Annotated in this window: 30 protein-coding genes and 1 pseudogene; 26 read left to right on the top strand and 5 right to left on the bottom strand. The window is 36.6% G+C overall.

Features of this window, described 5'->3' with window-relative positions; translation table 11 throughout:
• Positions 1 to 139: 139 nt before the first annotated feature.
• The 9 genes from nifS to OCV43_RS05040 all read left to right on the top strand — a co-directional run bounded on the left by nifS (position 140) and on the right by OCV43_RS05040 (position 7,736).
• Positions 140 to 1,318 carry a cysteine desulfurase NifS gene (gene nifS, locus OCV43_RS05080; protein WP_262623571.1) on the top strand — a complete coding sequence of 393 codons (1,179 nt, stop codon included), beginning with the start codon at positions 140 to 142 and terminating at the stop codon, positions 1,316 to 1,318.
• Positions 1,319 to 1,342: 24 nt separating this feature from the next.
• Complete coding sequence (nifU, locus tag OCV43_RS05075) at positions 1,343 to 1,780, top strand: Fe-S cluster assembly scaffold protein NifU (RefSeq protein ID WP_022242477.1); 438 nt, start codon at positions 1,343 to 1,345, stop codon at positions 1,778 to 1,780.
• A 77-nt stretch (positions 1,781 to 1,857) separates the two neighbouring features.
• Positions 1,858 to 2,292, top strand: coding sequence for an RrF2 family transcriptional regulator (locus tag OCV43_RS05070; protein ID WP_022242478.1), 435 nt, complete (start codon positions 1,858 to 1,860; stop codon positions 2,290 to 2,292).
• A 154-nt stretch (positions 2,293 to 2,446) separates the two neighbouring features.
• Entirely contained in the window at positions 2,447 to 3,379 is a 933-nt protein-coding gene (cysK, locus tag OCV43_RS05065) for a cysteine synthase A (protein ID WP_227701193.1), read from the top strand.
• Positions 3,380 to 3,453: 74 nt separating this feature from the next.
• Entirely contained in the window at positions 3,454 to 4,761 is a 1,308-nt protein-coding gene (locus OCV43_RS05060; RefSeq protein WP_022242480.1) for an O-acetylhomoserine aminocarboxypropyltransferase/cysteine synthase family protein, read from the top strand.
• 80 nt (positions 4,762 to 4,841) lie between these two features.
• Positions 4,842 to 5,672, top strand: a complete 831-nt coding sequence (locus OCV43_RS05055; RefSeq protein WP_022242481.1) for a delta-lactam-biosynthetic de-N-acetylase — start codon at positions 4,842 to 4,844, stop codon at positions 5,670 to 5,672.
• A 310-nt stretch (positions 5,673 to 5,982) separates the two neighbouring features.
• Entirely contained in the window at positions 5,983 to 6,348 is a 366-nt protein-coding gene (locus OCV43_RS05050; RefSeq protein WP_022242482.1) for a CidA/LrgA family protein, read from the top strand.
• Positions 6,341 to 7,033 (top strand): LrgB family protein, encoded by a 693-nt coding sequence (locus OCV43_RS05045; protein WP_262623570.1) that lies wholly within the window; start codon positions 6,341 to 6,343, stop codon positions 7,031 to 7,033. Before OCV43_RS05050 ends, OCV43_RS05045 begins: the two co-directional genes overlap by 8 nt.
• Positions 7,034 to 7,079: 46 nt before the next feature.
• Positions 7,080 to 7,736: a FadR/GntR family transcriptional regulator gene (locus OCV43_RS05040; protein ID WP_022242484.1), complete on the top strand. Its 657-nt coding sequence runs from the start codon at positions 7,080 to 7,082 to the stop codon at positions 7,734 to 7,736.
• A gap of 145 nt (positions 7,737 to 7,881) precedes the next feature.
• Here OCV43_RS05040 and OCV43_RS05035 read toward each other — a convergent pair whose 3' ends face one another.
• The 3 genes and pseudogenes from OCV43_RS05035 to OCV43_RS05025 all read right to left on the bottom strand — a co-directional run bounded on the left by OCV43_RS05035 (position 7,882) and on the right by OCV43_RS05025 (position 10,449).
• Positions 7,882 to 8,388, bottom strand: coding sequence for a flavin reductase (locus OCV43_RS05035; protein ID WP_117946658.1), 507 nt, complete (start codon positions 8,386 to 8,388; stop codon positions 7,882 to 7,884).
• 111 nt (positions 8,389 to 8,499) lie between these two features.
• Positions 8,500 to 8,913: pseudogene (locus OCV43_RS05030) on the bottom strand (peptidoglycan-binding domain-containing protein); the annotation flags it as partial.
• A gap of 27 nt (positions 8,914 to 8,940) precedes the next feature.
• On the bottom strand, positions 8,941 to 10,449 hold the full coding sequence (locus OCV43_RS05025) for a recombinase family protein (RefSeq protein ID WP_262623569.1): 1,509 nt from the start codon (positions 10,447 to 10,449) through the stop codon (positions 8,941 to 8,943).
• A 216-nt stretch (positions 10,450 to 10,665) separates the two neighbouring features.
• On the opposite strand from OCV43_RS05025, the gene OCV43_RS05020 reads away from it, so the two are divergent.
• From OCV43_RS05020 to OCV43_RS04945, 16 genes are all read left to right on the top strand, one after another.
• Positions 10,666 to 10,866: a helix-turn-helix domain-containing protein gene (locus tag OCV43_RS05020; protein WP_262623568.1), complete on the top strand. Its 201-nt coding sequence runs from the start codon at positions 10,666 to 10,668 to the stop codon at positions 10,864 to 10,866.
• A gap of 26 nt (positions 10,867 to 10,892) precedes the next feature.
• Positions 10,893 to 11,258 carry a His-Xaa-Ser system protein HxsD gene (gene hxsD, locus OCV43_RS05015; RefSeq protein ID WP_262623567.1) on the top strand — a complete coding sequence of 122 codons (366 nt, stop codon included), beginning with the start codon at positions 10,893 to 10,895 and terminating at the stop codon, positions 11,256 to 11,258.
• Positions 11,245 to 11,457, top strand: coding sequence for an HxsD-like protein (locus tag OCV43_RS05010; protein WP_262623566.1), 213 nt, complete (start codon positions 11,245 to 11,247; stop codon positions 11,455 to 11,457). The genes hxsD and OCV43_RS05010 overlap by 14 nt, the downstream gene beginning before the upstream one ends.
• Positions 11,458 to 11,477: 20 nt before the next feature.
• Positions 11,478 to 12,479, top strand: a complete 1,002-nt coding sequence (locus OCV43_RS05005; RefSeq protein WP_262623565.1) for a hypothetical protein — start codon at positions 11,478 to 11,480, stop codon at positions 12,477 to 12,479.
• Positions 12,476 to 13,582, top strand: a complete 1,107-nt coding sequence (hxsC, locus tag OCV43_RS05000; RefSeq protein ID WP_262623564.1) for a His-Xaa-Ser system radical SAM maturase HxsC — start codon at positions 12,476 to 12,478, stop codon at positions 13,580 to 13,582. The genes OCV43_RS05005 and hxsC overlap by 4 nt, the downstream gene beginning before the upstream one ends.
• The gene (gene hxsB / locus OCV43_RS04995; protein ID WP_262623563.1) at positions 13,579 to 14,970 is read left to right on the top strand and encodes a His-Xaa-Ser system radical SAM maturase HxsB; all 1,392 of its coding nucleotides are present in this window, start codon (positions 13,579 to 13,581) and stop codon (positions 14,968 to 14,970) included. Before hxsC ends, hxsB begins: the two co-directional genes overlap by 4 nt.
• Before the next feature lies 1 nt (position 14,971).
• Positions 14,972 to 16,336: an MORN repeat-containing protein gene (locus tag OCV43_RS04990; protein WP_262623562.1), complete on the top strand. Its 1,365-nt coding sequence runs from the start codon at positions 14,972 to 14,974 to the stop codon at positions 16,334 to 16,336.
• Entirely contained in the window at positions 16,329 to 16,907 is a 579-nt protein-coding gene (gene hxsA3 / locus OCV43_RS04985) for a His-Xaa-Ser repeat protein HxsA3 (protein ID WP_262623561.1), read from the top strand. Before OCV43_RS04990 ends, hxsA3 begins: the two co-directional genes overlap by 8 nt.
• Positions 16,908 to 16,927: 20 nt before the next feature.
• Positions 16,928 to 18,034 carry a 5-bromo-4-chloroindolyl phosphate hydrolysis family protein gene (locus OCV43_RS04980; protein WP_262623560.1) on the top strand — a complete coding sequence of 369 codons (1,107 nt, stop codon included), beginning with the start codon at positions 16,928 to 16,930 and terminating at the stop codon, positions 18,032 to 18,034.
• A gap of 22 nt (positions 18,035 to 18,056) precedes the next feature.
• Entirely contained in the window at positions 18,057 to 18,935 is an 879-nt protein-coding gene (locus OCV43_RS04975) for a toxic anion resistance protein (RefSeq protein WP_262623559.1), read from the top strand.
• Positions 18,936 to 18,957: 22 nt separating this feature from the next.
• Positions 18,958 to 20,118, top strand: a complete 1,161-nt coding sequence (locus OCV43_RS04970; RefSeq protein WP_262623558.1) for a toxic anion resistance protein — start codon at positions 18,958 to 18,960, stop codon at positions 20,116 to 20,118.
• A gap of 59 nt (positions 20,119 to 20,177) precedes the next feature.
• A complete protein-coding gene (locus tag OCV43_RS04965; protein ID WP_331494970.1) occupies positions 20,178 to 20,759 on the top strand; it encodes a rhomboid family intramembrane serine protease in 582 nt (193 codons plus the stop codon).
• 96 nt (positions 20,760 to 20,855) lie between these two features.
• On the top strand, positions 20,856 to 21,002 hold the full coding sequence (locus OCV43_RS04960) for a hypothetical protein (RefSeq protein WP_262623557.1): 147 nt from the start codon (positions 20,856 to 20,858) through the stop codon (positions 21,000 to 21,002).
• Between the two features lie 182 nt (positions 21,003 to 21,184).
• Positions 21,185 to 21,487: a hypothetical protein gene (locus tag OCV43_RS04955; RefSeq protein ID WP_262623556.1), complete on the top strand. Its 303-nt coding sequence runs from the start codon at positions 21,185 to 21,187 to the stop codon at positions 21,485 to 21,487.
• A 333-nt stretch (positions 21,488 to 21,820) separates the two neighbouring features.
• The gene (locus OCV43_RS04950) at positions 21,821 to 22,069 is read left to right on the top strand and encodes a type II toxin-antitoxin system Phd/YefM family antitoxin (protein WP_262623555.1); all 249 of its coding nucleotides are present in this window, start codon (positions 21,821 to 21,823) and stop codon (positions 22,067 to 22,069) included.
• A 4-nt stretch (positions 22,070 to 22,073) separates the two neighbouring features.
• A complete protein-coding gene (locus OCV43_RS04945; protein ID WP_262623554.1) occupies positions 22,074 to 22,370 on the top strand; it encodes a Txe/YoeB family addiction module toxin in 297 nt (98 codons plus the stop codon).
• Between the two features lie 267 nt (positions 22,371 to 22,637).
• Here OCV43_RS04945 and OCV43_RS14125 read toward each other — a convergent pair whose 3' ends face one another.
• Positions 22,638 to 23,975, bottom strand: coding sequence for a DNA translocase FtsK (locus OCV43_RS14125; RefSeq protein ID WP_317246656.1), 1,338 nt, complete (start codon positions 23,973 to 23,975; stop codon positions 22,638 to 22,640).
• Positions 23,976 to 24,631: 656 nt separating this feature from the next.
• Positions 24,632 to 25,639 (bottom strand): SpoIID/LytB domain-containing protein, encoded by a 1,008-nt coding sequence (locus tag OCV43_RS04930; RefSeq protein WP_262623553.1) that lies wholly within the window; start codon positions 25,637 to 25,639, stop codon positions 24,632 to 24,634.
• 92 nt (positions 25,640 to 25,731) lie between these two features.
• Between OCV43_RS04930 and truA the strand changes: the two genes are divergently transcribed.
• The gene (gene truA, locus OCV43_RS04925; RefSeq protein ID WP_227701208.1) at positions 25,732 to 26,469 is read left to right on the top strand and encodes a tRNA pseudouridine(38-40) synthase TruA; all 738 of its coding nucleotides are present in this window, start codon (positions 25,732 to 25,734) and stop codon (positions 26,467 to 26,469) included.
• Position 26,470: the final 1 nt, after the last annotated feature.

Below are 26,470 nucleotides of genomic sequence, written 5' to 3'. Positions count from 1 at the left end.
TAAATAAAAGTACAAAAGGAATAAATCCAGGCAGAAGATTGACATACTATTCCTAAGGTGTTATTCTTAGTTCCGACTGAATTACTTGGAAATAGGACGAAAATAGCTGATAAAGCAAATTGATAAAGGAGGAAAACCGATGGAATTAATCTATCTGGACAATGCGGCAACAACAAGAACGGACGAGCGGGTAGTGGAGGCAATGCTTCCTTATTTTACCCAGTATTATGGAAATGCATCTACCATTTATGCATTAGGTGAGGAAAGCCGCAAGGCAGTAACAAGGGCCAGAGATATTATTGCAGCAGGAATCGGTGCAAAACCGGAAGAAATATATTTTACGGCAGGTGGAAGTGAATCTGATAACTGGGCACTGAAAGCAACAGCAGAAGCTTATAAAGAAAAAGGAAAACATATCATCACCAGTAAGATTGAGCATCATGCAATTCTTCATACCTGTGAATGGTTGGAAAGACAGGGCTTTGAGGTAACTTATCTTGATGTGGATGAGAATGGATGTATCAATCCGGCAGATGTAGAAGCTGCAATCCGTCCGGATACCATTCTGATTTCTATTATGTTTGCCAACAATGAGATTGGTACCATCGAGCCGATTGCAGAGATTGGTGCAATTGCCAGGGCACATGGAGTTTTATTCCATACTGATGCAGTACAGGCATTTGGTCAGGAGCCAATCCAGGTAGATGAAATGAATATTGATATGTTAAGCAGCAGTGGCCATAAATTAAACGGACCAAAGGGAATCGGTTTCCTCTATATCAGAAAAGGTGTAAAAATCCGCTCCTTTGTACATGGTGGTGCACAGGAGAGAAAGAGAAGAGCCGGAACGGAAAATGTACCGGGAATCGTAGGCTTCGGTAAAGCTGCAGAACTGGCATTTGCTTCCATGGAAGAGCGTACTGCAAGAGAAAGAGAATTGAGAGATTATATGATTTCCCGTTTTGAAAAGGAAATCCCATATGTGAAAATCAATGGAGACAGAGAGCATCGTCTTGCCAATAATGTCAATGCATGCTTCCGTTTTGTGGAGGGAGAATCCATGCTGATTATGTTAGATATGAAGGGGATTTGTGCATCCTCCGGTTCAGCATGTACTTCCGGTTCCTTAGATCCGTCTCATGTATTGCTGGCAATTGGTCTGCCACATGAGATTGCACATGGCTCACTCCGCCTGACTTTAGGCGCAGATACCACCAAAGAGCAGATTGACACCACGGTAGACGCAATCAAAGAGATTGTTGCACATTTACGCAGCATGTCACCGTTATACGAAGATTTTGTAAAGAACCAGCAGTAATAGAGAAGAAAAGGAGTAACGATTATGTATAGTGAAAAAGTTATGGATCATTTTCAGAATCCGAGAAATGTAGGGGAGATTGAAAATGCCAGCGGAGTAGGAACAGTAGGAAATGCAAAATGCGGTGATATCATGCGAATCTATCTAGATATTGATGATAATGGTGTGATTCAGGACTGTAAGTTTAAGACCTTTGGCTGTGGTGCTGCAGTTGCAACCAGTAGTATGGCAACAGAACTGGTAAAGGGAAAGACCGTACAGGAAGCATTACTTGTAACCAATAAAGCAGTAATGGAAGCATTAGACGGACTTCCACCGGTTAAAGTGCATTGTTCCCTTCTGGCAGAAGAAGGTATTCATGCTGCACTTTGGGATTATGCTGAGAAGAATGGCATTGTCATTGAAGGCTTAAAGAAGCCGAAGAACGACATCTCTGAGGGTGAAGAAGAGGAAGAATATTAAAACAACATATCCCTATTGACATAGTAGGAAAAAAGGAATATACTGTACCCATAGACAAATAGAAATGGAGGTACAGTATGAAGATTTCAACAAAGGGACGTTATGCTGTCCGACTTCTTCTTGATATAGCAATGAATGATGAAGTTGAACCGGTACGTCTTAAAGATGTTGCGGAACGTCAGGATATTTCCATGAAATACTTGGAACAGATTATTTCTACACTGGTACGGGCAGGGTTTGTTAAGAGCATCAGAGGCCCCCAGGGAGGATATCGTTTATCAAAGACACCGAAGGAATATACGATAGGGATGATATTACGTCAGGTAGAAGGAAGTCTTGCACCGGTATCGTGTCTTGAGGATGAGGTGAACACCTGTGAGCGTCAGTCAGAATGTGTAACACTTCGTATCTGGAAAGAATTAAACGATGCGATTAAGAGTGTAGTAGACAGGTATACGTTAGAGGATTTGATGGAATGGCAGCAGGATATCAGCAGCGATTATGTCATTTAAATGGACGAGGTCGATGTGTACCAATGAAACAAAATATTTTAAATAATTTATTTGAAAAAAGTCTTGACAATTGGTACACATCGTTTTATATTATACTTAATCCATATCAAACAGATAGGAAATATATGAATTTAGGGAAAAGGAGATTATTATCATGGCAAACATTTATAAAGGAACATTAGGACTGATTGGAAATACACCATTAATCGAGGCAGTTAATTTAGAAAAGGCGTATAACTTAGAAGCAAAATTACTTTTCAAACTGGAATATTTCAATCCGGCAGGAAGCGTAAAGGACCGTATCGCAAAAGCAATGATTGAAGATGCAGAAGCAAAAGGACAGTTAAAAGAAGGTTCTGTTATTATCGAGCCGACATCCGGAAATACAGGAATTGGTCTTGCAGCACTTGCGGCAGCCAAAGGATACCGTATCATTCTTACTATGCCGGAATCCATGAGTGTTGAACGTAGAAACATCTTAAAGGCTTACGGTGCAGAAATTGTTCTGACAGAAGCAAGCAAAGGAATGAAAGGTGCAATTGCAAAAGCGGATGAACTTGCAAAAGAGATTCCAAACAGCTTTATCCCTGGACAGTTTGTAAACCCTGCGAATCCAAAAGTACACAAAGAGACAACAGGACCGGAAATCTGGAAAGATACGGACGGAGCAGTAGACATCTTTGTAGCAGGAGTTGGTACAGGTGGAACCGTAACAGGAACCGGTGAATACTTAAAAGAGCAGAAAGCAGATGTTAAAGTTGTAGCAGTAGAGCCGGCATCTTCACCGGTATTATCCGAAGGTAAGAGTGGAGCACATAAGATTCAGGGTATCGGTGCAGGATTCGTACCGGATGTATTAAACACCAGAGTATATGATGAGGTATTTCCGGTAGAGAACGAAGATGCTTTCCGTGTGGCAAAAGAAATTGCACACAAAGAGGGCGTATTAGTAGGAATTTCTTCCGGAGCAGCAGCTTATGCAGCAATTGAACTGGCAAAGAGACCTGAAAATAAAGGAAAAACAATTGTAGCTTTATTACCGGACAATGGAGACAGATATTATTCAACAGCTTTATTTACAGAGTAATTTGCAGTAGAATGGAAAAAATCTGATGTAACATCAGAGTGACAGAAATAAATAACAGAACGGAGAAAAAGAAGATGAGCACAAAGAAAAGCAGAGCAGAACGTAATTTAAAATTTGAAACTTTACAGTTACATGTAGGACAGGAAAATCCGGATCCGGTGACAGATGCAAGAGCAGTACCTATTTATCAGACATCATCCTATGTATTCCGCAACAGCGACCATGCGGAAGCAAGATTTGGTCTTGCAGATGCAGGAAATATTTATGGAAGACTTACGAATCCGACAGAAGATGTATTTGAGAAGAGAATTGCAGCATTAGAGGGTGGAGTTGCAGCGTTGGCAGTAGCATCCGGAGCAGCAGCAATTACTTATACGATTGAAAATCTTGCACAGAATGGTGACCATATTGTAGCTGCAAAGAATATCTATGGTGGTTCTTATAACCTGTTGGAGCATACACTTCCACAGTACGGCATTACAACAACCTTCGTTGAGCCGGAGCCGGAAGCATTTGAAGCAGCAATCAAAGACAATACAAAAGCATTATATATTGAGACATTAGGAAATCCTAACTCAGACGTAGCTGATATTGAAGCCATCGCAAAAGTAGCACATGCACACAAGATTCCATTAGTCGTAGATAACACTTTTGCAACACCTTATCTGGTTCGTCCGATTGAATATGGCGCAGACATCGTGGTACATTCTGCAACAAAATTCATTGGTGGACACGGAACAACAATTGGTGGAGTTATCGTAGACAGCGGAAAATTTGACTGGGAGGCAAGTGGAAAATTTGCATCTTTAACTGAGCCAAATCCAAGTTATCATGGCATCAGCTTTACCAAGGCAGTAGGACCGGCAGCATTTGTAACCAAGATTCGTGCAATCTTACTCCGTGATACCGGAGCAACTTTATCTCCGTTCCATGCATTTATCTTCTTACAGGGATTAGAGACATTATCCTTAAGAGTAGAACGTCATGTACAGAATGCATTGAAGGTAGTAGAGTTCTTAAATAACCATCCACAGGTGGAGCGTGTAAATCATCCTGCAGTAAGTACAGATCCAAAGCAGCAGGAATTATATAAGAAATACTTCCCGAACGGTGGCGGTTCTATTTTTACCTTTGAAATCAAAGGTGATGACAGAAAGGCAAAAGATTTCATCGACAATCTGGAAATCTTCTCCTTACTGGCAAATGTTGCAGATGTAAAATCTCTGGTGATTCATCCAGCATCAACCACGCATTCCCAGCTTAGTGCAGAAGAATTAGAAGAGCAGGGAATCAAACCGAATACCATCCGCCTTTCAATCGGAACAGAAAATATCGACGATATTATTGAAGACTTAGAGGAAGCATTCAAGGCAGTAGAGTAAATGACTGAAAGAACTAAAATGAAAAGCATGAGATAAAAGAAGTCTCATATACTTTAGAAAGAGTATATGAGGCTTTTTTTATGAAAAAATGGAAAAGGATACTGGCAGTGGCGGTAATGCTGGCATTGGTATTTTGTGCAGGCCGTGGGAGTGCAGTGCTGGTAAAAAGCTGGCAGAATGGCGGCTTACTGGGAGTAAATGCAGTGGCATCTACAACAGAGAACTGGGGACTTGGATTTGGTGAATCGGGGACACAGCCAACCGGAAATGCCACACCGGAAGAATTGCGGAAATATAATACATATTTTATTGGTAATGGCGATGATAAGGTGATTTACCTGACCTTTGACTGCGGCTATGAGAATGGAAATACGGAGAAGATACTGGAAGCATTGAAAAAGCATGATGTAAAGGCAACCTTCTTTGTAGTAGGGCATTTCTTAGAGACCAGCCCGGATCTGGTAAGGAAAATGGTGGAAGAAGGTCATACCGTAGGAAACCATACTTATCATCATCCGGATATGTCAGAAATTGCAGATGTATCGTCATTTCAAAAGGAAGTTGAAGATGTCAAGTTACTTTATGAAGAGATTACAGACAAGGAGATGGTTAAATTTTACCGGCCGCCTCAGGGGAAATACAGTGAATCAAATCTGAAAATGGCAAAAGAATTAGGTTATTATACTTTTTTCTGGAGTCTTGCCTATGTGGACTGGGATCCGGATAATCAGCCAACAAAAGAAGAGGCCTTTGAAAAACTCACCGGACGTATTCATCCGGGAGCTATAGTGCTGCTGCACAATACTTCAAAGACCAATGGTGAAATATTAGATGAACTACTTACAAAGTGGGAAGAGATGGGGTACCATTTTGGTACTCTGGATGAGTTAATCGCAGGTTCTAATTCTTAGAAAAATGCTCTTTATAGACAGCTTAAGTATTATTATATTTAAAAGAAAGGTGGTGAAGAGTATTTTCCACTGGTAACACTTTCTATTGCTATGATAAGTAATAGGAATTATACCTTTCGAAATATGAGTGAATTTTCGGGCGAACTGGTAAAAAAGAAAAAAGCGGCAAAGCATACAGAGGGAAACAGTATTCAGATTTTATAGAATTAGAAAATGAATAAAATTTTGAAAAATCATTAAATAAAACTTGTCTTTTTACTTCTTTTGTATTATACTCTTTGATTGGTAATACCAATCGGAGGATTTAGAAATGAAGTATTTTAGACAGTTTTTTTTAATTCTGGCAATTTCTTTTGCTGGAGAAATTCTGCATATGGTGCTGCCATTACCGGTTCCTGCAAGCATTTACGGACTGGTGTTAATGCTGCTTGCTCTGGTAACGGGTATCGTTAAGATAGAACAGGTGAAGGACACTGCGGTATTCTTAATTGAAATTATGCCGGTGATGTTTATTCCGGCAGCAGTAGGACTTCTGGACTCCTGGAGCGTTCTGCGTCCGACTATTGTGCCGGTGATTGTCATTACAGTACTTACGACGATTATTGTTATGGTCGTGACCGGAAGAGTGACACAGAATGTGATACGAAAGGGAAGGGAGAAAGAAGAAAATGAATAATTTTGCAGGAGATACCCTTTTCTTTGGTGTAGTAATCAGTCTCATTGGATATGAAATCGGAGCACTGTTAAAGCGTAAATTAAAGCTGGCGCTGTTTAATCCACTTTTGATTTCTATTATTTTTGTTATGGTTGTATTAAGTGTAGGCAGAATTGACTATGACAGTTATTATGAAGGAGCAAAGTATTTAAGCTATCTTTTAACCCCGGCAACGGTATGTCTTGCTGTTCCGTTGTATGAGCAGCTGGAATTGTTAAAGAAACATAAAAGTGCCATTGTAGCAGGAATTATATCCGGTGTCATTGCAAGTATGGGAAGTGTGCTTCTTTTTGCGGTGATATTCCATCTGAATCATGAGGAATATGTAACCCTTCTGCCAAAATCCATTACCACAGCAATTGGAATGGGAGTATCTGAAGAACTTGGAGGAATCGTAACGATTACGGTGGCAGTAATTATCATTACCGGAGTCTTGGGAAATATGATTGCAGAAGTGGTATGCCGTGTAGTTCATATAGAAGAGCCGGTGGCAAAGGGACTGGCACTTGGTACTTCCGCCCATGCAATCGGAACCGCCCGTGCCATGGAAATGGGAGAAGTAGAAGGAGCAATGAGCAGTCTTGCCATTGCAGTAGCAGGACTTCTGACGGTAGCAGCAGCAACTGTATTTGCTAATTTTTATTGATGTATCTATGATGCAATAATTTTGCAAGGGATGAAAGGAGATTCAGATGAAGGACAGAGAGTATAAGAGGGTAATGGCATTCGTAAAAGATGGAATACGGAGCGGGGAGTTTCGGGTAGGCAGCAAGCTGCCAACAGAACGTGAAATGGCAGAAACACTTGGTATGTCACGTCCATCTATTCGGGAAGCATTAAAGAGTATGGAGAATATCGGATTGATTGAAAGTCAGCAGGGCTCCGGCAATTATATCTGCTGCAACATGGAAAAAAGCCTTTCAGAAGTAATTAATATGATGCTGCTATTGCAGCAGATAGATAAGGATGAGCTTGCAGAGGCACGCTGCCTTTTAGAATACACAATAGGTCTTCTTGCGGCTAAAAACATGGGTAAACAGGATTTTGCGGAGTTAAAAGCACTGGCAGAATCTATGCAGAATGCTGACCAGCAGAGAAGTTATGAGATTGACCGGGAGTTTCATCAGAAATTAATATTAGGTTCCGGCAACCGTTTCATGATTACGATTATGCAGGTATTTTCAGAAATTTATAAGGAAAGTATCCGAAAAGGCTGGGAAAATGCAGATGCCGAGAAATTTGAAAAAATGTGGAAGCTTCATGTAGAAATTGCAGAAGCAATCGAAACGGGAGACCAGAGAAAAATCGATGCTGCCGTACAGGCACATTATGATATTATTCATAAGTAAAATGATGGTAAAAAAAGTCTGGCAGAAAAGAAGGAGCCAAGTTTGCTTGAGCGAACTTGGCTCCTTCTTTTCTGCCAGACTTTGGCGAGCATCGCGATAACTGTAGAAACTTGCAAAGCATGTTTCCCATGGTTACGCGAGTAGCTTAGCGGGCAAGTACTTCTAAGATTTCACCTACATACATGGTGTGAAGGTTGCCATCGGCATACCAGCTGCTTTCGATAGAAGAATCAATAAACTGGTCCGGAGTCATCTTTGTAGCAGATAATTTACGGCAGATAAATACCAGATTTCCTTCGTCAATATAAGGTGTGTCCTTGCAGTAATCAAGATGCATTCTTGCATTTTCAATTTTATTTTCATCACGTCCGGAAACAGCTCCAAGATATTTTAAAGCTCCTTTATTGGACTCATCTAAAAAGGTCAGTGAAAATGTCTCTCCATTATCAATAAATTCTTTGGTATAGCGTGTATCTCTTACAAAGATGTAGACAACATTTTTGCCCCAGAGGACACCAACACCGCCCCAGCTTGCAGTCATTGTATTTGCTTTCTTCTCATCACCTGCTGTGATTAACATCCATTCTTTGCCGATTTTAGTAAATGGATTCATTTCCATAAGGTCAATTGGATATGGTTGAAATGTATGCATTATTTTTCCCTCCAGTAAATTCGTAATATGAATTTAGTATAGCATTGTATTTTCATAATTACTATGGATTTGTGGTAAAAAGAATTCCCGAAAAGGTTTAAGTTATGAAATTTATTGATATAATTCTGCAATTCTTGAAACAGCCACATAAATTTCGGAAATACGGTACCAGGTACGGAAATCTACAATTCCGGTAACCGGAAGCCCAAAGATGGACTGGAATTTTTCTACGGCAGCTTTGGTTGCAGAACCATAAATGCCATCCACGGCAATAGTCGGAAGCGCAGGGTAGTTACGTGCAATCCGGTTCAGCTGCTCCTGCAGCATCCGCACCTTATCCCCGGTAGAACCAACCTCAAGGTTGCTGCCCGGCCAGGAAGCAGGCACACCACTGATTTCATCCGCCGTGTTGATATACATACTGCTGCCGTAATAATAGCGCAGAATTTCAATGGTGGAATACCCTTGGTCGGCTAAGTATTTCGAACCCCACTGAGTCAACCTTTTCCCATTTGCGTATGTAGTACGTCTAAAGCCTTATTTTATGCGGGTTTAGAGGGTGTCGGAGCAGTAGAGATAAATGCTTAATTCTTTCTTTTCACTGTCATAGACAATTTTATCTACAATGGATTTTAGCGCATTGCTTTTGGTGACGGTAGAGACATCCTCACTGGAAAGTATCTCATATACATTCTTAAGCCGGTTGCGCATGAGTTCCCTTGTATCTGTCTCAGATGGAACAGGAGCAGGGGTTAATTCTTCCAGCCGGCTTTCTATTTCTGCCCGTTCTTTGAAAAGAATGGCTTTATTGTCCCGGTATTCTTCTATGGTATCAATGCCATCCCGGTAAGCCTGCCGGATACGTTCTTCTTTTTTCTCAATGTCATGCAGTCTTTCGGTGAGTATCTCATGGGCGGACTGGGCGGTTGGTTCTTCTGACTTGATGATTTTAAACTGGAGCGGTCGCACACCTTCCATAATTTCTTGCAGACCTTCTAATACAGCCGGTTTTAATTTCCGGGCGGAAATCTGATGGGACACGTTGCATTTCCCCTTTAAATATCCATAGCATTGAAAATTCGTGTATGTCCGTCCGTATCGTTTATCCTTATGAATGGAAGTGGAGAGAGAGCGTCCGCAGGTGTGGCACTTTACCATGCCGGATAACCAGTGCCGGTGCAGTTCCGGTGGCTTGGCATATTTGGGAGTGTATTCTGCCTTGATACGCTGCTGTGCCTTTTCATACTGTTCCACACTGATAATCGGCTCATGGCTGCCATCTCTTATAATCCATTCGGATTCATCCTTTAATGCCTTGTTATCGTTAGAATGACGGTTCCAGACAGATTTTCCAATATAAGTAGGGTTGCTTAAAATGTAGCCGATACTCCGCCGCTCAAATGGCTTCTTATGTGAGGTAAGATAGCCGAGGTTATTTAAGTGTTTTGCAATTGCAAACATACTGGCACCATTCTCGGTATACATGTCGAATATCGTATGTATGATAAGAGCTTCTTCTGGCACAATAACGGGAGTTTCTTTGGCATGCGGTACTTTATAGCCTAAAGGCGGTCGAGCCTGATTTCGCCCTCTTAAAGCGTTCTCCGTCATACCTCGCACAACCTCACCGGACAGACGGATAGAATAATATTCATCCATCCATTCTATGATTCGCTCAATCAATGAACCAAAAGGACCATCCACCAGCGGCTCGGACACGGAAATGACTTCCACATGGTCTTTCCGGAGCATGGACTTATAGACAATGGATTCTTCCTGATTTCTGGCAAATCTCGAATACTTCCATACAAGAATTACATCAAAGGGATGTTCTTTTGATTTGGCATGGGCAATCATATTCTGGAACTGCGGACGTTTATCTGCTTTACGTCCGGATATGCCATCTTCTTCATAGATATACTGATTGGAGATAATGATATTGTTCTTGGAAGCATAATCTAAGAGCAGCCGCCTTTGAGCGTCCGGGGATAGTTCTTCCTGCTTGCCGGTCGATACCCGGATGTAGAGGGCACCGGTACGCATGGAGGTGTTGTTGGTCATGTTATCACTCCTTTGTTAAGTGTATGAAAAAATGGGTACAAAAATAACAGCCAGCGTTTGGAAATAGCGATGAATACATAAATTGACATTTTTCGCAAAGACGAGTAAAATTAATTATAATGCTTATGCACAATGCAAAAAATATTTTTTGTGTAGAAGGACAGGCATTGCTAATATGGTTATATTCTTTTTAATTCAAAAAATGCGAGGTTAACAATGATCGAGGGATATACTACAGTTGCAGAAATTGCAAAGAAGTGGGGAGTTAGACCGAGAACAGTACAAATTATGTGCGCAGAGGGAAAAATAGAAGGAGTAACTAAATTTGGAAGAGCATGGGCTATTCCGGTAAATTCAGATAAGCCAATAGATAGTAGAATTACTACGGGTGAGTATAAAAACTGGCGTAAATCGTAGAAAATAAATAACGAGGTACTGTGTTTATGAAACAATTAAAATATAATAGAGAACTTTATTCCAAGGTTGCACTGATTAAGGCAGCGTATAATTTTACAGATAGGGCGTATATACATCTTGATGCAGATAGAGATTATTATTATGTATTGCTAACGAGTAAAGAAGGACAGAAAGAAATTTTAGATAATGAGTTTGAAAACGAAATGTTAGCACAAAGTGTTCGACATGAGGTTTATTTACAAACAAAAAACATACGTGAACTTATGCTTGCAAGAGCAGTTGCTACGAGTGTAGTTGCACCCCAGAATGAAAAAAACGAAGTAGATACTGTAATAGAAAAAGAATTTAGTGAAGATGAAATATTGAAGGATTGGTTTGATGCAAACAATTAAATTACTTTTAAACACAGATATTTATTCAGAAAAAAATATAAGAGAAACTTGCAATATTTATAAAGAGTATGCAAGAATCAAAATTAAATGGAAAAAACCCTATGTTGAATTGAGGTTTGATAAGTGCAAATATGATCCGAATATTACAATAAAAGAGTTTGAAAATTATTTAATAAATGTAGAGAATTTGAAAAAATGATTATTATAGAATGTTTATTTATGGTTGCATTAATATCTTTGGGAATAATTGTCTCAATATCAGATGTAAAAGATGGATATATTTATAACAAAACATTATTGTTTTTTGCTATGATTGCGATAGTATTGGAGATAATTTATTATGGATATTTTGCTAGAGATTTGCTATGGCTATTTGTGATGAATTTGGGAATTATAACTTTTATAGGTATGATTTTATTTTATACACATTCATTTGCAGGTGGGGATTGCAAATTAACTATAGTAATGGCAATGTTATACCCAGCAAATTACTATTTGGTATATGGAAAAGTGGAGATGACCTTGTATTTTGCATTATGTATAGCAATCTTATATGGATATTTTTATTTGTTAGGATTTTCAATATATGCTGTGGTAAAAGGAAGAATAAAAATTACTAAGGAGTATGTAAAAGGATATTTTGCATCTTTTTTCAAATCGTTTATATCAGCTACGGGATATATATGTGCACTTAATTTACTATTTATGGGGATTGGAATATATGGAATATACGTTAATAAGTGGATTCCTAGAATAGTATGTATGATGACGGCATGGCTTATTGGAAAGAGTACTATACTAAAAAAATGGTCAATGGTATTTGGAATTTATATCATAGATATAATAGTTGGAATATTGTTGGGTTATATACCATTTTCTTTTAATCTGGAAAATTATATTTTAGTAATGATATTACTGTTGTGTCAAATGATGATAAGAACAAGTCTTTATGATGAAGTGCAGATAACTGATTTAAAAAAAGGAATGATTTTATCGAGCGTTTCTTCAATGATTATGCAGAATTCAAGAGTTCGAGGCTTACCACCAGTATCTTCGGAGGATTTGAAAAGCAGGCTGACAGAAGAACAGATAGCAAGCATTGGAAGATGGGCTGGTAGTAGAAATATTGTGAGTGTAACAGTAGTACGTAAAATTCCATTTGCAATTTTTATATTTGGTGGATTTTTAAGTTATTTTATTATATGGAGAGTGGTTAGATGATTGGTAAGCTTGAAAAATACAATGGAAAATATAGGATTGTATCTTTGGCTTTAGATCAATCAACAAAGGAAGAGTTGTTAAAAGAAGATATAGATTTCGTATTTATTACGGATAATGATATACGCATTTATCCTGAGAATATGGTTATTTCTGAAGACAAGAAAATAATCGATAAGTTGCAGAATGCTCATAATTATGATGTATACGAGCTGTGGGAAAATGGAAGGTTTTCGGAATATTATGATGATAGTTCAGTGGATAATTATTTTTTTGTGACAGCTAAATGTAATTCTAACTGCATCATGTGTCCATCTCCAGATGCTTCTAGACAGAAAGGTGGAAGTACAAGTGTTGATACATTGATAGAGATAGCAAAACATATACCTACGGATACGCCACATCTTACGATTACAGGTGGGGAACCATTTATGATAGGAAAAGATATATTTAGATTTATTGCATACCTAAGAGATAAATTTGAATATACAGAATTTTTGTTCCTTACCAATGGTAGAATTTTTGCACTAGAGTCTTATGTTCAAAGATTTGTTGAAACAGTGCCTGCAAGTAGTATTGTAGCAATTCCAATTCATGGTTCGAGGGAAAAAATTCATGATTCTATAACTCAGACAAGAGGTAGTTTTGAACAGACAATTAGAGGAATTAAAAATTTATTGAAGGCTGGAATACATATTGAGTTACGTATAGTTGTTAGTAAGATGAATGAAAATGATATATGTAATATTGCAAGATTGATTTGTGATGAACTTTCTGGAATAGACTATGTGAGTATTATGGCAATGGAAATGACGGGAAGTGCAAGAATAAATGTTGAAAAGGTATGGATTACATATAGAGAAGCAGCAAAAAAAATAGAGGAAGCAGTAATGTTATTACTTGAAAATGAGATTGATGTAAAACTATATAATTTCCCATTATGTACGGTTAAGAGAGAATTCTGGACATTATGTGAGAAGAGTATTTCACCAGACAAGGTTCGATATGCTGAAATTTGTGATACTTGTAAATTGAAAAAAGCATGTGGCGGTCTTTTTTCTGGAACAATTTCTATGGAAAAGGGAGAATTAAGGGCAATTATATGAAATTAAATTATTTTAATTTTAAACAGTTTGGGAACAGCGTTTTATTGACTAATGATTTTGGAAAATATGTATTTGTTAGCAAAGAGGATTTTCAAAAAATAATTTTGAAACAAATTATAAAGGACTCAGCACTTTATAAAAAGCTTATTGATGAAAAAATGATATATGATGAGTCGAATCTTGAGTATTCATCAATAAACAAATATTTACTGAGAGAGATAAAGGGGCATGTAAATACGGCAACAGCATTGCATATTTTTGTGGTAACGACAGTATGTAATATGGGATGTGTGTATTGTCAGGCAAATAATGGTACAGAATGCTCGCATCTCATTATGGGTAAAGAAATGGCTGAAAAAGCAGTTGATATTGCTTTGCAGTCTCCGGAACAATCTTTGTGTTTTGAGTTTCAAGGTGGAGAACCGTTAGTTAATTTTAAAATTATAAAACATATTGTAGAGTATGCCGAAGAACATAAGGAAAAGCATGACATAGCATATACAGTGGTAACTAATCTGACATTACTGGATGATGAAATATTAGATTTTTTTATACGTTATAATTTTGGTATATCTACTTCGTTGGATGGAAATGAACTGGTACATAATAGTAATAGACCATATATTGGTGGAAAAGGAACGTTTCTGAAAGTACTTGAATCTGTAGATCGTATAAGAAAAGCTGGTTTACAGGTAGGGGCAATAGAAACTACTACCAGACATTCTCTTAATTATCCTAAGGAAATCATTCATGCATATATAGATAATGGATTTGATAGTATTTTTATAAGACCATTAACTCCATTGGGGAAAGCGGCAAAGCATTGGAATGAAATAGGATATACAGCTGAGGAGTTTGTAGAGTTTTATAGGCAGGCATTAAATGAATTGATTGAAATAAACAAAAAAGGAAGATTTATTAAAGAAGATCATGCAACTATTTTATTAAGGAGAATAAGAGGTGATTTCATGAACTATATGGAATTACGTTCTCCGTGTGGGGCAGGTGTGGGGCAATTAGCATATTATGCGGATGGAAAAATTTTCACCTGTGATGAAGGAAGAATGTTACATGAAATGGGACAAAGTACATTTCAATTGGGAGATGTATATAGGAGTACATTTACAGATTTGATAAATAACAGTGTATGTAAAACGGTATGTGCTTCCAGTATATTAGAGTCTGTTCCCACATGTTGTGATTGTGTGTATCAGTCATATTGTGGAACGTGTCCGGTTGTAAATTATGCTCTAGAAAGTGATGTAATTGAAAAACAACCAAGGGGGTATAAGTGTAGAGTATATTCCGGGATATTAGATTATTTATTTTCAAAGTTTTATGAAAATAATAGTGAAACAATGCGAATATTAAGTTCATGGCGAGATTGAGGTGATAAGTTTGAAAGAGGTAAATGAACCACAAGAAGATGTTAAGGAATTGGAAATAGATAAAGCAGTAGAAGATATAGTGACCCCGGAAGAAGAATATGAAAAGGCAATTAAAAAAAGAAGAAAACTAGCAGGATGGGGGTTTGGGCTGTTAATTGTTATTGAGGGAATAGTAATTGCTAGTTTAGGTCAAAAAATAAATTCTGAGGATTTACAAAAGAGAGTAGTAAGAGAATATGCGATGCGTTCAGCAGGACAAATTCAATTAACAGAAGGGATATATACTGGTGCAACTGATTTTGGATATTTCTCTGGACAAGGGCAATTTTCATTTAAAACAGGGACAGAGTATATAGGGGATTGGAAACAAAATCAGTTAAATGGAAATGGAACGCTTAAAGTCCCAAGTGAAGGTACATATCAGGGGGAGTTTTCGGCATCGCAAAAAAGTGGGGAGGGAACTTTTTACTGGAATGATGGGGTTGTTTATCAAGGGGAGTGGAAAAATGATCAGATGTGTGGGCAAGGAACATATACAACACCGGATGGAATTGTTTATGTTGGAACATTTAATAATAATGCATTTCAAGATGGTACTTGCACATTTGAAAATAGTACAGGAAAGTATACGTTAACTTATAAATCGGGTAATATAGATATAGCGTCGATAGAATATGCAGATGGGTCTACATATTTAGGTACATGTGATATTGAAGGACTAACAGGGTCGGGGACAATGACATTTGTTAGTGGAGATACCTATGAAGGCGCCTTTTCCGATGGATATAGGAGTGGACAAGGTGTATATATATGGGCATCTGGGGATAAATATGATGGAGAGTGGATGGATGATCAGATGAGTGGGTCTGGAACATATACCTATTCTGATGGAAGTTATGCAAGTGGAACATTTGATAAAAATACATTTACGGATGGAAGCTATCATGTTGAAAATGATTTTGGGAGTTATACATTTACAATAACTGAAGGAGAACCAACTGCAGTTGAAATGTCTTTAGTTAGTGGAACTGCCTATAGTGGTGCTATGAGTGATGGAGAACTGTCTGGACAAGCGCAAATTAAATATAGTAATGGCGACCAGTATGATGGAAATGTTTTAAATGGACAAAAATCAGGCCAAGGGACATATACATGGATAAGTGGCGCTTCGTATGAAGGTAAATGGTCAGAGGATCAAATGAATGGGAGTGGAACATATTTTTATCCCACAAATGAGAGTGGATATAAACTTGCTGGGTCATTTGAGGATGGCAAACCAAGCGGAGAATGTCAGTATTATACAGATTCGTCAACTTATTATCAAACAGATTGGTCGAATGGAAAGTGTGTGAAAATATATGAATAAAAAAGATGAGTTATTTCCAAGGTTTCAAAAGGGTATAGAAAATTTAATAGAGGATGAGGAAGGAAATATTCCAGGTAGAAAACTGCTGGTATTAGGAACAATGATTGTGGTATTAGGAAGTTTAATGGCTATGGATGTGTTTGCGGGTCATAGATCACATAGTTCACATAGTTCACATAGTTCGCACAGATCAGGTTCTGGAGGACATGGCAGTCATAGTAGTCATGAGAGTCATTCAAGCCATACATCGCATTCAAATACTCATTCAAGCCACGCTAGTCATACATCACATTCAAATACATCATCCCATTCGAATTCATCATATAGTTCGGAGGGAGATGTTACATATAGTGCACCAGCCGCATCTTCTGTGCCGGCTATTCAAACACCAGCAGTGACAGCAACAGCAGATACATTTAAGTTACCAGATGTAAATCAAAATATTGAATTACCAAATGGTACTCCAACATCAAGCATTATGCCATCATTAGCGGTGCCGGCATCAAGTATAGGAACGAAAATTGATGCAGGAAAATTACATCAACCGTCAGCAACTGAAAAAATTGAGTGATTTAGTTAGGAGAGAACTTAATGGAAATAATGAATAAATTCTTTTCAGAAGAAAAATCAGAAGAACAAGAGGATAGTAGCAAAGATGAATGCTTGCAAGAGGCAAAGGAAGTAAATGATATTGTTAGGGATGGTGTTGAAAAAGGTTCTTTTTCTGGAGTGACAGAACAACTAGGCAGGTTACCTAATATAGGGATTAGTAGAGAAAAGTTCATTTTTGAAGTTGGTAGTTCATCAATATGTGGATGGAGTATTATAGTATGTACTATTTTTCTTATGGGATTTATATGGTTTCTTCCAATTTTAATCAGAACATTAATATATTCTGACATATATAATGTAACTGCAATTGCAGGAATTATAATAATATTAGCAATTATCATTTTTAATATTATAGTTATTGCAAATATGATTATTCAAATGCGTTTTAATAAGCGTTATGATACATATATAAAGAATCTCCGATTTAAAAATATAGAAATAATTGATGATTTAGCTGCGTATTCAAAGGTAAATCCTGAAAAAGTAATAAAGGATTTAAAAAGGGCAATAAGATTAAAACTTATACCACAAGGGCATCTGTGCTGCGACGACTTGATTTTTATTATTTCAAATGAAGTATATAATGAATATAAAGATAAGCAAGCTGTATATGATCGGTATTATAGAAAGCAGATGGAGGAGCGGTTGAGGATGGAAGAACGTACTAGGGAAATGCAAGAAATTTTGAATCAGGGACAACGATATGTAGAAAAAATTCATGAGAGCAATGACATTATTAAGGATAAAATTATTTCTCAAAAGCTTGACAGAATGGAAAGTGTAGTTTCAATGATATTCCATGAAGTAGATATAAATCCACAACATGCAGACAAATTGGGAATGTTTATGAATTACTATTTACCAACTACAGAAAAGTTGCTGGAAGCTTATATAGAAATTGATGAAAAACAAGTGAAGGGTAAAACTTTGCAAAAAGTAAAGAAAGACATAGAGGAATCTATTGATAAAATTATAGATTCTTTTGAAGGAATATTGGATAAATTTTATCAAGAAAAAGAATTAGATATAGCAACGGATATCTCGGCAATGGAAATTCTTATGAAACAAGATGGACTTATAGAATAAGATTCTTAAAGGAGTGGGGCATTTGCAAAAGCAATATAATGGTTATTGTCTGGTATCCGAGAGTGAGTTACAAGTGGGAAATCAGGACAGTATATTACTATTTGGCTGTACTGCACAGCAACAATTACGTGATTTTTCTAAATTAATTTCATGTCAGTTGTTTAATGAAAATGGTGATGTGGAATATCTTATTCATGATATTTTGAAGAAAATGGATGATTTTCAAGGGCTAATTAGGAAAAATACTTTTTTTTCAATTGGAAAAACAGATAAAAAAAGAAGTTTACTAATAAAAAAATACGGTGAGATACTTGTTAGTATTGATAAAATGGAAATTGCGTTAAAATTGCAAGAAGCCCAAATAGTGAAAGAGTTAAAGCTATATGAAGAACTAAGTAAAAATATAGTAGATGTATTATCAAATTTGGAAAATACAATTTTATATGGCAAGAAAGTGATAAACCAACAATCAAACGTATGCGATTCAAAAGAAACAGAGAATTGGTACGAAAGACTTGAAAAAAAGATACAGGATTTAGAAATATCACATACGGTTGCTCTGCAATGTCAAGCACAAATGGAACTTATGTTAGAAAATAATACTAAACTGGTAGATAAGATTTTGGGGGCGGTATCTGGAACTATACCTATATGGAGAAATCAAATTTCTATTTTGTTAGGAATAGAGCGGATGAGTCGTAATATGATGATTCAAAGTAAATTGGCAGAAATAACACAGAGCTTGGTTAGTAGAAGTAAAGCGGATAAGAACAATAAAGAAGTTAGTGTCGAAAAGTTGTTGCAAACAAATGAATCACTAAAAAAAGTGATTGACGAGATTGATTCTGTTGAAAAAAATAATGATGATATCAGGTTGGAATTTAGTAATTTATTAGGATAATATTGTGATGGAGGATTTCACTATGGAAGAAGAAAAGGTAGATTTAACATTAGAGTCAGATAAAGTAATTAGAGGGGAAATGAATCATATTCCTACAATGAAAAATATAACTGAGAATGGTGTAACAAATTACTCGGTTGGAACCATTAATGAAAGTATGCTTTCCGAAGAAGAAAGAACAATGGTAGATCAATTGGTAAGTGAAATTAATATTGAAAATGTGAATCAGATTATAAATTATGGAATAAAAGCGCAAACAAATATATCTGATTTTTCTACTACAATATTAAAAAAAGTAAAAACATATGATTTAGGAGAAATTGGCGATTCGTTAAAAGAGTTAACGATAGCTCTAGATGCAACAACAGAATCAGAAAAGAAGGGTATTCTAGGAATATTTCAAAAAGCTAAAAGAGGTATTGGTTCTATAAGAGCTAATTATGCAAAAGCTGAGAGTAATGTTGATAGAATTGAAAAAGATTTGATAAAGCATAGAGATATTCTGGGGCAGGATATTTCGATGTATCAACAAATGTATGAGTTAAATGTACAGTATTATAAAGAATTGACAATGTATATTATTGCAGGAAAAAAGGCGTTGGATCATGCAAAAACAACAAAGCTTAAACAGTTAAAAGATATTGCGGAAAATAGTGATAAGCAAGAAGATGTTCAGGCATATCGGGACTATGAAGATTTATGCCATAGATTTGAAAAAAAATTATCTGATTTGGAAATTACAAGAGTCATTTCCATTCAATCTGCTCCGCAAGTTCGGATGCTCCAAAATAATGATCGCGAAATGATGGATAAATTACAGTCATCATTAGCAAATACAATACCTCTTTGGAGAAATCAATTAGTACTTTCTTTGGGAATAGAGCATACCAGTAGAGCGTTGGCCGCACAGGGAACATTGGCAGATAAAACTAATGAGCTTTTGAAGAAAAATTCGGAGACATTAAAGTTGGCAACGATAGAGACGGCTAAACAATCAGAAAGACCAATTGTCGATGTTGATACATTGAAACAGTGTAATAGAGATTTGATTGCTTCAATAAATGAGGTGGTAAAAGTTCATGAGCAGGGAGAAGTACAACGAGCCAAGGTACAAGAGGAATTAGTTAAAATAGAAGATGATTTAAAACAGGCTATGCTTGAAACTGGAATAAAACGAAAATAATGAGAAATAGAATGGGAAGACAGTTAGATGATCTTCCCATTTTGAGAGGGTGAGATAATTTGAAAAAAAAAATAAGGATTACATTTAATTCACCAGTGACGTTAAGTTTTACAATGATTTGTTTTATTGCAACATTACTAGGAGTTCTTTCGAATGGAAGAATTACAAAAATAATTTTTATGACATATCATTCATCGTTGATGAAGCCAATGACATATATAAGGTTTGTAACACATGTATTTGGTCATGAAGGATGGACACATTTTATTGGAAATGCATCATATCTTTTACTTCTTGGACCAATGCTTGAGGAAAAGCATGGTTCAAAAGAACTGATAGAAGTTATTGGAATTACTGCGTTAGTTACCGGGGTGGTAAATTACATTTTCTTTGTGAATATTGGATTGTGTGGAGCGAGCGGAGTGGTATTTGCGTTTATTGTTCTTGCATCGTTTACAGGATTCAGAGAGGGTGAAATTCCACTAACATTTCTCTTGGTAGCAGCTATTTTTATAGGGCAGCAGATATACGAAGGAATTAGCATGCAGGATAATATTTCGAATATGGCACATATTATGGGCGGAGTCATAGGAGCAATAATGGGGTATTCATTAAATAGAAAGAGTAAGTATGGACTATAAAAAGAAAATAAGTAAATAGAGAGAATAGTATAGTTTTTATATAAAAAATAAGATAAAGTACATGCATTTCATCATATGATATATCGGGGTGAAAGTATGAAGGTAACTGTTTATATTCGGTTTGGTGAGAATGAGAATTATCGGAATGTCGATGCATTAACAGAGGAAGAAAAGAAATGCGTCGGAGATAAATTAAATCGGCAGGCAGCAGAAAAAATTGTTTTAGTACCAAAGACGGTGTGATGAAAATATACAATACAATTTAGAAAAAACAGAATGCAATATGCCAGTAGGTAAACCAGAGAGTTCCGGCTTGCCTAACCCTTAAGGTTTAGATATAAATAACAAAACCAAGCAATCATGTGAATACCTCCTGTATATATTATATGCAGTATTGATATATGTATGAGGAAAAGGAAAAAAGGATGAGAACATTTCAGATAGACAGTGAACCTAAGCGTTTATATTTCTCCAATTCTAATAGGATAGAGGAAGAAATTCTGTTTCAAAATATTTTGACAAAATTAGAAAGTTGTAAAGAAATTGAAATAGGCAGAAAACAAATAGGCCCGTCGGAAGACTTATACAAATGCAAATGGTCAGATTGGTCATTCTGCTTGGTGTATGATATTGATTATGGAACATATATTCAGGTGGATGATGAAAAAGTAATTCAAAGGTTGAAAAAATTTTTTGAAGATGGAAGACTTGATATGGATGATAAATAGGTTTTATATAGGTAATTAATTTTAAACAACTGACTTCTATATATAAGACACTTGAGATAGCATTTGGTGAATATTGTAAATATATTTACTTGACGTACGCAAAAACGTACGCTATAATAATTATGACATAAAAAATCTCGTCCATTCATAATAATATAGAATATAAAGAAAATGATATTACAGTGTAAAAGATACAAATTTAGGATACGGTACTAATCAAAATACAGATATAGATACACAGGAATGTTCGAGAAGTTTTACTAAGGAATTTACAAAAAATTTTAGATGAAAAATTAGTGTAAGGAAATACAGAAATAGAAAAGGAGATTTATTATGTCAGCAATTAATATAACAAACGCAAGAAAGGAACTCTACAATCTGGTAGAAGAAGTCAATCTCTATAGTGAACCGACTTTGATTGTAAGTAAGAAGGGGAATGCAGTTCTTGTTTCTGAAAATGATTGGAATGCAATTCAGGAAACGGTATACCTTAATTCAATACCTGGAATGGTTGAATCTATAAAAAAAGGAATGGAAACGCCGATAGAAGATTGTGTATCAGAAGAAGATGTAGATTGGTAATTTTATGTACAGAATTGTCTATACTAAGCAGGCTGTGAAAGATATTAAAAATTTAAAGAGTGTCAGGCTCGACCAAAAAGCGAAGAAATTGATTGAAGTTGTAAAGAAAAATCCTTTTCAAAATCCACCACCTTATGAAGCACTTGTTGGAAATTTGGAAGGCGTTTATTCACGAAGAATCAATATACAGCATAGGCTGGTTTATCAGGTTTACACTGAACCTGTCCAAGTAGATGGAATTGCATATGAGGGAACGGTAAAAATAATCAGAATGTGGGCGCATTATGCTGGAATTCGCTAAGAAAAAAGCATCGATAGAAAGAAATATCTTTCTGAAGGTGCTTGTTCTATTTGGAATAAAGTTAAAAATTTCCAGATAATTTTATGATTATAAAAAAGTGTATTGCAAAAATACTAAAATCACATATAATATATTTGACAAGAGAACCGAGAGCTAGATGAAGCCTAGTTGCCGGTAATAAATTTACTATTTTTATCAAGAGATAGCCGTTCCTAAACTTTTCCGAGAGCAGGACGGCTATTTTCTTTACCAAGAACTAAAAGGAATCTAAGATATAAGACTTCTCATTGTCTCTAATTTATTTCTATCCCATAATTTAACACCAAGTATGGTGGAGTCATCTATTGCCTGTTGGGTGAAAAATTGATTGGTAATAACGACAGCAATATCTTTGTGATAAATACTTTTTCCGGTATAAACCTGTTGAATAATGGAATTTCCAATATTAACAGAGGAACATTTACATAGAATGGCATAGGTGATATCATCCTTTTCGGCTAAAATATCTATTCCGTGATTGCCATAGGCTTGTGTAGTTTCTATTTTAGAAAACCCATTTTGTTGTAAGAGAGAGATACAATAGTTTTCAAATTGTTTTCCATCCATATCATCAATGGAATTCAAATCTAATAAATTATTAGAAGAATTTTCACCCGAATTTAATAGAATCTGCTTAGCCTGGGATGGTGTATAGGTATGGACTAAGTCTTCCAATAAATCGATGGATAAATGTTTGGTTTCAAATTGGGAAAAGAACAGGAAGTAAATGCCTGCATTATTTCCGCGCATTAAAAGTTGAAGAATCGTGTTGTTATTTGAAAAATAGTTTTCTACTAAATGAAATTCTGAAACAATAAAAACTATTGCCGGAAAATGTTCAAAACCGTTTTTATTAAAATCATTGTAGTTTTTTAATTTATGGGCGGCAAATGTATGTAACCGTTCTGACATTTCTTTCATTAACCAATCGAAAACGGTAGATAATTTGACGTCATCGGAAACGACAGGAATAAAAAGTTGTGGTAAATCCTCATAGCTGAAATAAGATAAGTTATTTTTATCAAAAATAATTAAGCGCATAGTATTAGATGAATTTGATGAAATCAGACAATCTATCATTTCGTGCTGCACTTTTTCGCTACAATTGTAGATGAACGAATTTTGCATATTATTTAGTAACGCACCATCAGATGTAAAATCTGCAGAAATATTAAATTGTTGTTGAAGAATAGATTCTTCCAAAGGAATATTATTTGCAGATTCATTAGCTATTGGTGGTGTAGCAGGATAGCAATCAGAAGTAGTGGTATTTTCCCGATAGTCAAAGTTTTTTATGTAATCGTTAAACTCCTCTATATTCATAAGAATCTTACGAGGTTTTGTCTCACAATCGGGTCCTACTACACCTATTTCTTCTAATTGGTCCATGATTCTGGCAGCGCGGTTAAAGCCAATTTTTAAATAACGTTGTATAGTACCAATTGAACCGCGACCGTGTTCAATTAATATCTGACCGGCAGCAGATAGATAAGGATCTGCCTCAAAAGGATAGCTTATGGAATTTGTTTTATGATGAAATGTAGTTGTTGAGTTGTTGTTATACATAGCTCGTGTTCCTCCCTGTGTTTTGGTGTTAAATTTGAATCTAGAAATTATATTTTTTATTATAATCAGATGATTTTTGAGCAATTAGAAATGCTATATATAGATATTACTTTTCTTTTGGATGATGGTCAATAGGAAAGTGCAAGATATAGAAATTAGCTGAATAGTATTAAGAAAGGTGGAATTGTTGCCGATCTATTTAAATAGAATTGAAACAGAGGGGGATATGTATACCCACACCCCCCTCTGAGGAATTCTACAAACTCTTATAGAATATTGGAGTTGTGCAATGGACATAAAAAGAAAAAATTTTTTTCTACAGTCTGTTCGAGAAGAAAACGTGTTATCCTAGGATAGGAGGCTTTGAAGACCTCGCAGAGCACATATGTAGGAAATGTGTCATAATAATAATTAAGGAATTCTAGGATTGCGTAAATGGAAATTGCTAAAATAGTATCTTTTTTCATATTAAATCCTCCTCTTTTGGTAATTGAAAAATTATGTGTTATTGGCTTTGGTAAATAAGAATTGCACATACAATATGTACGAATCACCTTAATTTTTTTTGCTTTTCTACAAGGAAAAATGAGAAGTTTGGAAAATGAATGAAAAATACTGAAATTGCATAAAAATAAGAATGGATAAGTATAATAGAATTAATCTTGAATTGGACAATATAAGTCAGAAAATAAAAGTGAAAGAAAATAAAAATAATCACAATCACTAATTAAATGAGTGATTGTGATTATTTTTATAAGAATTTCCCCCATACGCAAAACCAAAAAGGGCATCCAGTTCGGGCAGCTTACCCGCTGCCCGTCACAGTACTGGGTCAGAATCGGCTGGCGGACGTTCGGGCGGGAAAGGTAGCTATTAAACATCTCATCAACGATATTGGAAATGTTGGAAAAAATGTTTCTGCCGTAGACAAATTTGTGGTCAAAGGCGGTAGAAGAAGTAATGGTAAAATCATAGCCTTTGTTCCGGTACCACTCCGTATACACCCGGTTCAGGGTAAAGGACATAATCGCTAAAATATTTGCACGGAGAGCAGCATCCGGCCAGGTAGCATAGATTTCGCTGGAGGCAACATTTTTGATGTAATCCCGGTAACGGACATAGTAGTCGTTGGCGGAAGAATCACTTGGCGGGCCGTCATGGACAATGACATATTCCGGGATGACAACACGGCTTAAGACAATCTCGCCGCTTTCAGTCATCGGCTTGATTTCATCCTCTGGGATTTTCGGCGGAAAATTCCCATAGAGAGTGTTGGCTGTTATAACAATATTTCGTTCCAGTGGATTTTCTATGGTGGCAGTTTCCATCCGGACATTTTGGATGGAAGTTTTATCCGGCAGAACGGAGATACCGGAAATATTGATGGGACGGTAGCCGGACGCATTTACCTGAATGGTATATTCCGAGTAAGGCTGGAATTCAGAAGGCTCCATACTATATTCTAAGGGGGGAGCCGGCAGTTCAACTGCTGCAGTCTGACCGGAAATGTCAGTTGATAGTTCTTCAATAATTTCAGTAGGATTTCCCGTATAGGAGAGACGGATGGAGGCATCTTTAATGGGGAAAAAGCCACGCTCTGTGGTGACATGAATCTTCAGTTGTCCTCTGTCTGTGGCTTTTTGCATATAAGAAAGGTTTGACATATGGAAACCTCATGATATTTATTCCATAAAGTATATGCCGGAAAGCGGGAAAACGTGTTATACTGTTGCAGAATGAATGGAGAGAAAACATGATAAATTATAAAATGATATTGCAATACGATGGCAGCAGATACAGCGGATGGCAGGTTCAGGGAAATACAGAGCAGACCATTCAGGGAAAGCTGCAGTCGGTATTGGAGAAAATGACAGGAGAAGAAATAGAGATACATGGCTCCGGAAGAACGGATGCGGGCGTGCATGCCATGGGACAGGTGGCAAATTTTAAACTTCAGAGCGCATATGAACCGGAAGAGATAAAGCGGTACTGTAACCAGTATCTGCCGGAGGATATTGTGGTATTAGAGGTATCCGAAGTACCGCTTCGGTTTCACAGCAGATTAAACGCAGTAAAAAAGACTTATTGCTACCGCATTTTCTTAGGGGAGAAGCCGGATGTATTCCGGAGAAAATATGTAACACCGGTGGCAGAAAACCTGAATATTAACAAAATGAAGGCAGCGGCGGAAGTGCTGCTTGGAACCCACGATTTTACTTCTTTTTGCGGCAACCGTCATTTCAAAAAATCGGCAGTACGGACGATTTATGAGATTCGGATAGAAGAGAAAAAGGATGAACTTGACATTTCTTTTACCGGAAATGGATTTTTACAGAACATGGTGCGAATCCTTACCGGAACACTGTTAGAAGTTGGAACGGGAAAGCGGGAAGTTCGTGAGATGAAAGAAATATTAGAGGGCAGAAACCGCAGTCTGGCAGGACCAATGGCAGCAGCAAAGGGACTGGTGCTCATAAATGTGGAATATGAATAGA

The sequence above is a fragment of the Roseburia amylophila genome (genome assembly GCF_025567465.1).
GTDB classification, from domain to species: domain Bacteria; phylum Bacillota; class Clostridia; order Lachnospirales; family Lachnospiraceae; genus Roseburia_C; species Roseburia_C amylophila.
This window is presented reverse-complemented; position numbering and strand designations above follow the sequence as displayed.

Coding starts and splice junctions, on each gene's coding strand:
- nifS (WP_262623571.1), top strand. CDS start 140: ATGGAATTAATCTATCTGGACAATGCGGCAACAACAAGAACGGACGAG.
- nifU (WP_022242477.1), top strand. CDS start 1,343: ATGTATAGTGAAAAAGTTATGGATCATTTTCAGAATCCGAGAAATGTA.
- OCV43_RS05070 (WP_022242478.1), top strand. CDS start 1,858: ATGAAGATTTCAACAAAGGGACGTTATGCTGTCCGACTTCTTCTTGAT.
- cysK (WP_227701193.1), top strand. CDS start 2,447: ATGGCAAACATTTATAAAGGAACATTAGGACTGATTGGAAATACACCA.
- OCV43_RS05060 (WP_022242480.1), top strand. CDS start 3,454: ATGAGCACAAAGAAAAGCAGAGCAGAACGTAATTTAAAATTTGAAACT.
- OCV43_RS05055 (WP_022242481.1), top strand. CDS start 4,842: ATGAAAAAATGGAAAAGGATACTGGCAGTGGCGGTAATGCTGGCATTG.
- OCV43_RS05050 (WP_022242482.1), top strand. CDS start 5,983: ATGAAGTATTTTAGACAGTTTTTTTTAATTCTGGCAATTTCTTTTGCT.
- OCV43_RS05045 (WP_262623570.1), top strand. CDS start 6,341: ATGAATAATTTTGCAGGAGATACCCTTTTCTTTGGTGTAGTAATCAGT.
- OCV43_RS05040 (WP_022242484.1), top strand. CDS start 7,080: ATGAAGGACAGAGAGTATAAGAGGGTAATGGCATTCGTAAAAGATGGA.
- OCV43_RS05035 (WP_117946658.1), bottom strand. CDS start 8,388: ATGCATACATTTCAACCATATCCAATTGACCTTATGGAAATGAATCCA.
- OCV43_RS05025 (WP_262623569.1), bottom strand. CDS start 10,449: ATGACCAACAACACCTCCATGCGTACCGGTGCCCTCTACATCCGGGTA.
- OCV43_RS05020 (WP_262623568.1), top strand. CDS start 10,666: ATGATCGAGGGATATACTACAGTTGCAGAAATTGCAAAGAAGTGGGGA.
- hxsD (WP_262623567.1), top strand. CDS start 10,893: ATGAAACAATTAAAATATAATAGAGAACTTTATTCCAAGGTTGCACTG.
- OCV43_RS05010 (WP_262623566.1), top strand. CDS start 11,245: ATGCAAACAATTAAATTACTTTTAAACACAGATATTTATTCAGAAAAA.
- OCV43_RS05005 (WP_262623565.1), top strand. CDS start 11,478: ATGGTTGCATTAATATCTTTGGGAATAATTGTCTCAATATCAGATGTA.
- hxsC (WP_262623564.1), top strand. CDS start 12,476: ATGATTGGTAAGCTTGAAAAATACAATGGAAAATATAGGATTGTATCT.
- hxsB (WP_262623563.1), top strand. CDS start 13,579: ATGAAATTAAATTATTTTAATTTTAAACAGTTTGGGAACAGCGTTTTA.
- hxsA3 (WP_262623561.1), top strand. CDS start 16,329: ATGAATAAAAAAGATGAGTTATTTCCAAGGTTTCAAAAGGGTATAGAA.
- OCV43_RS04980 (WP_262623560.1), top strand. CDS start 16,928: ATGGAAATAATGAATAAATTCTTTTCAGAAGAAAAATCAGAAGAACAA.
- OCV43_RS04970 (WP_262623558.1), top strand. CDS start 18,958: ATGGAAGAAGAAAAGGTAGATTTAACATTAGAGTCAGATAAAGTAATT.
- OCV43_RS04960 (WP_262623557.1), top strand. CDS start 20,856: ATGAAGGTAACTGTTTATATTCGGTTTGGTGAGAATGAGAATTATCGG.
- OCV43_RS04955 (WP_262623556.1), top strand. CDS start 21,185: ATGAGAACATTTCAGATAGACAGTGAACCTAAGCGTTTATATTTCTCC.
- OCV43_RS04950 (WP_262623555.1), top strand. CDS start 21,821: ATGTCAGCAATTAATATAACAAACGCAAGAAAGGAACTCTACAATCTG.
- OCV43_RS04945 (WP_262623554.1), top strand. CDS start 22,074: ATGTACAGAATTGTCTATACTAAGCAGGCTGTGAAAGATATTAAAAAT.
- OCV43_RS14125 (WP_317246656.1), bottom strand. CDS start 23,975: ATGTATAACAACAACTCAACAACTACATTTCATCATAAAACAAATTCC.
- OCV43_RS04930 (WP_262623553.1), bottom strand. CDS start 25,639: ATGTCAAACCTTTCTTATATGCAAAAAGCCACAGACAGAGGACAACTG.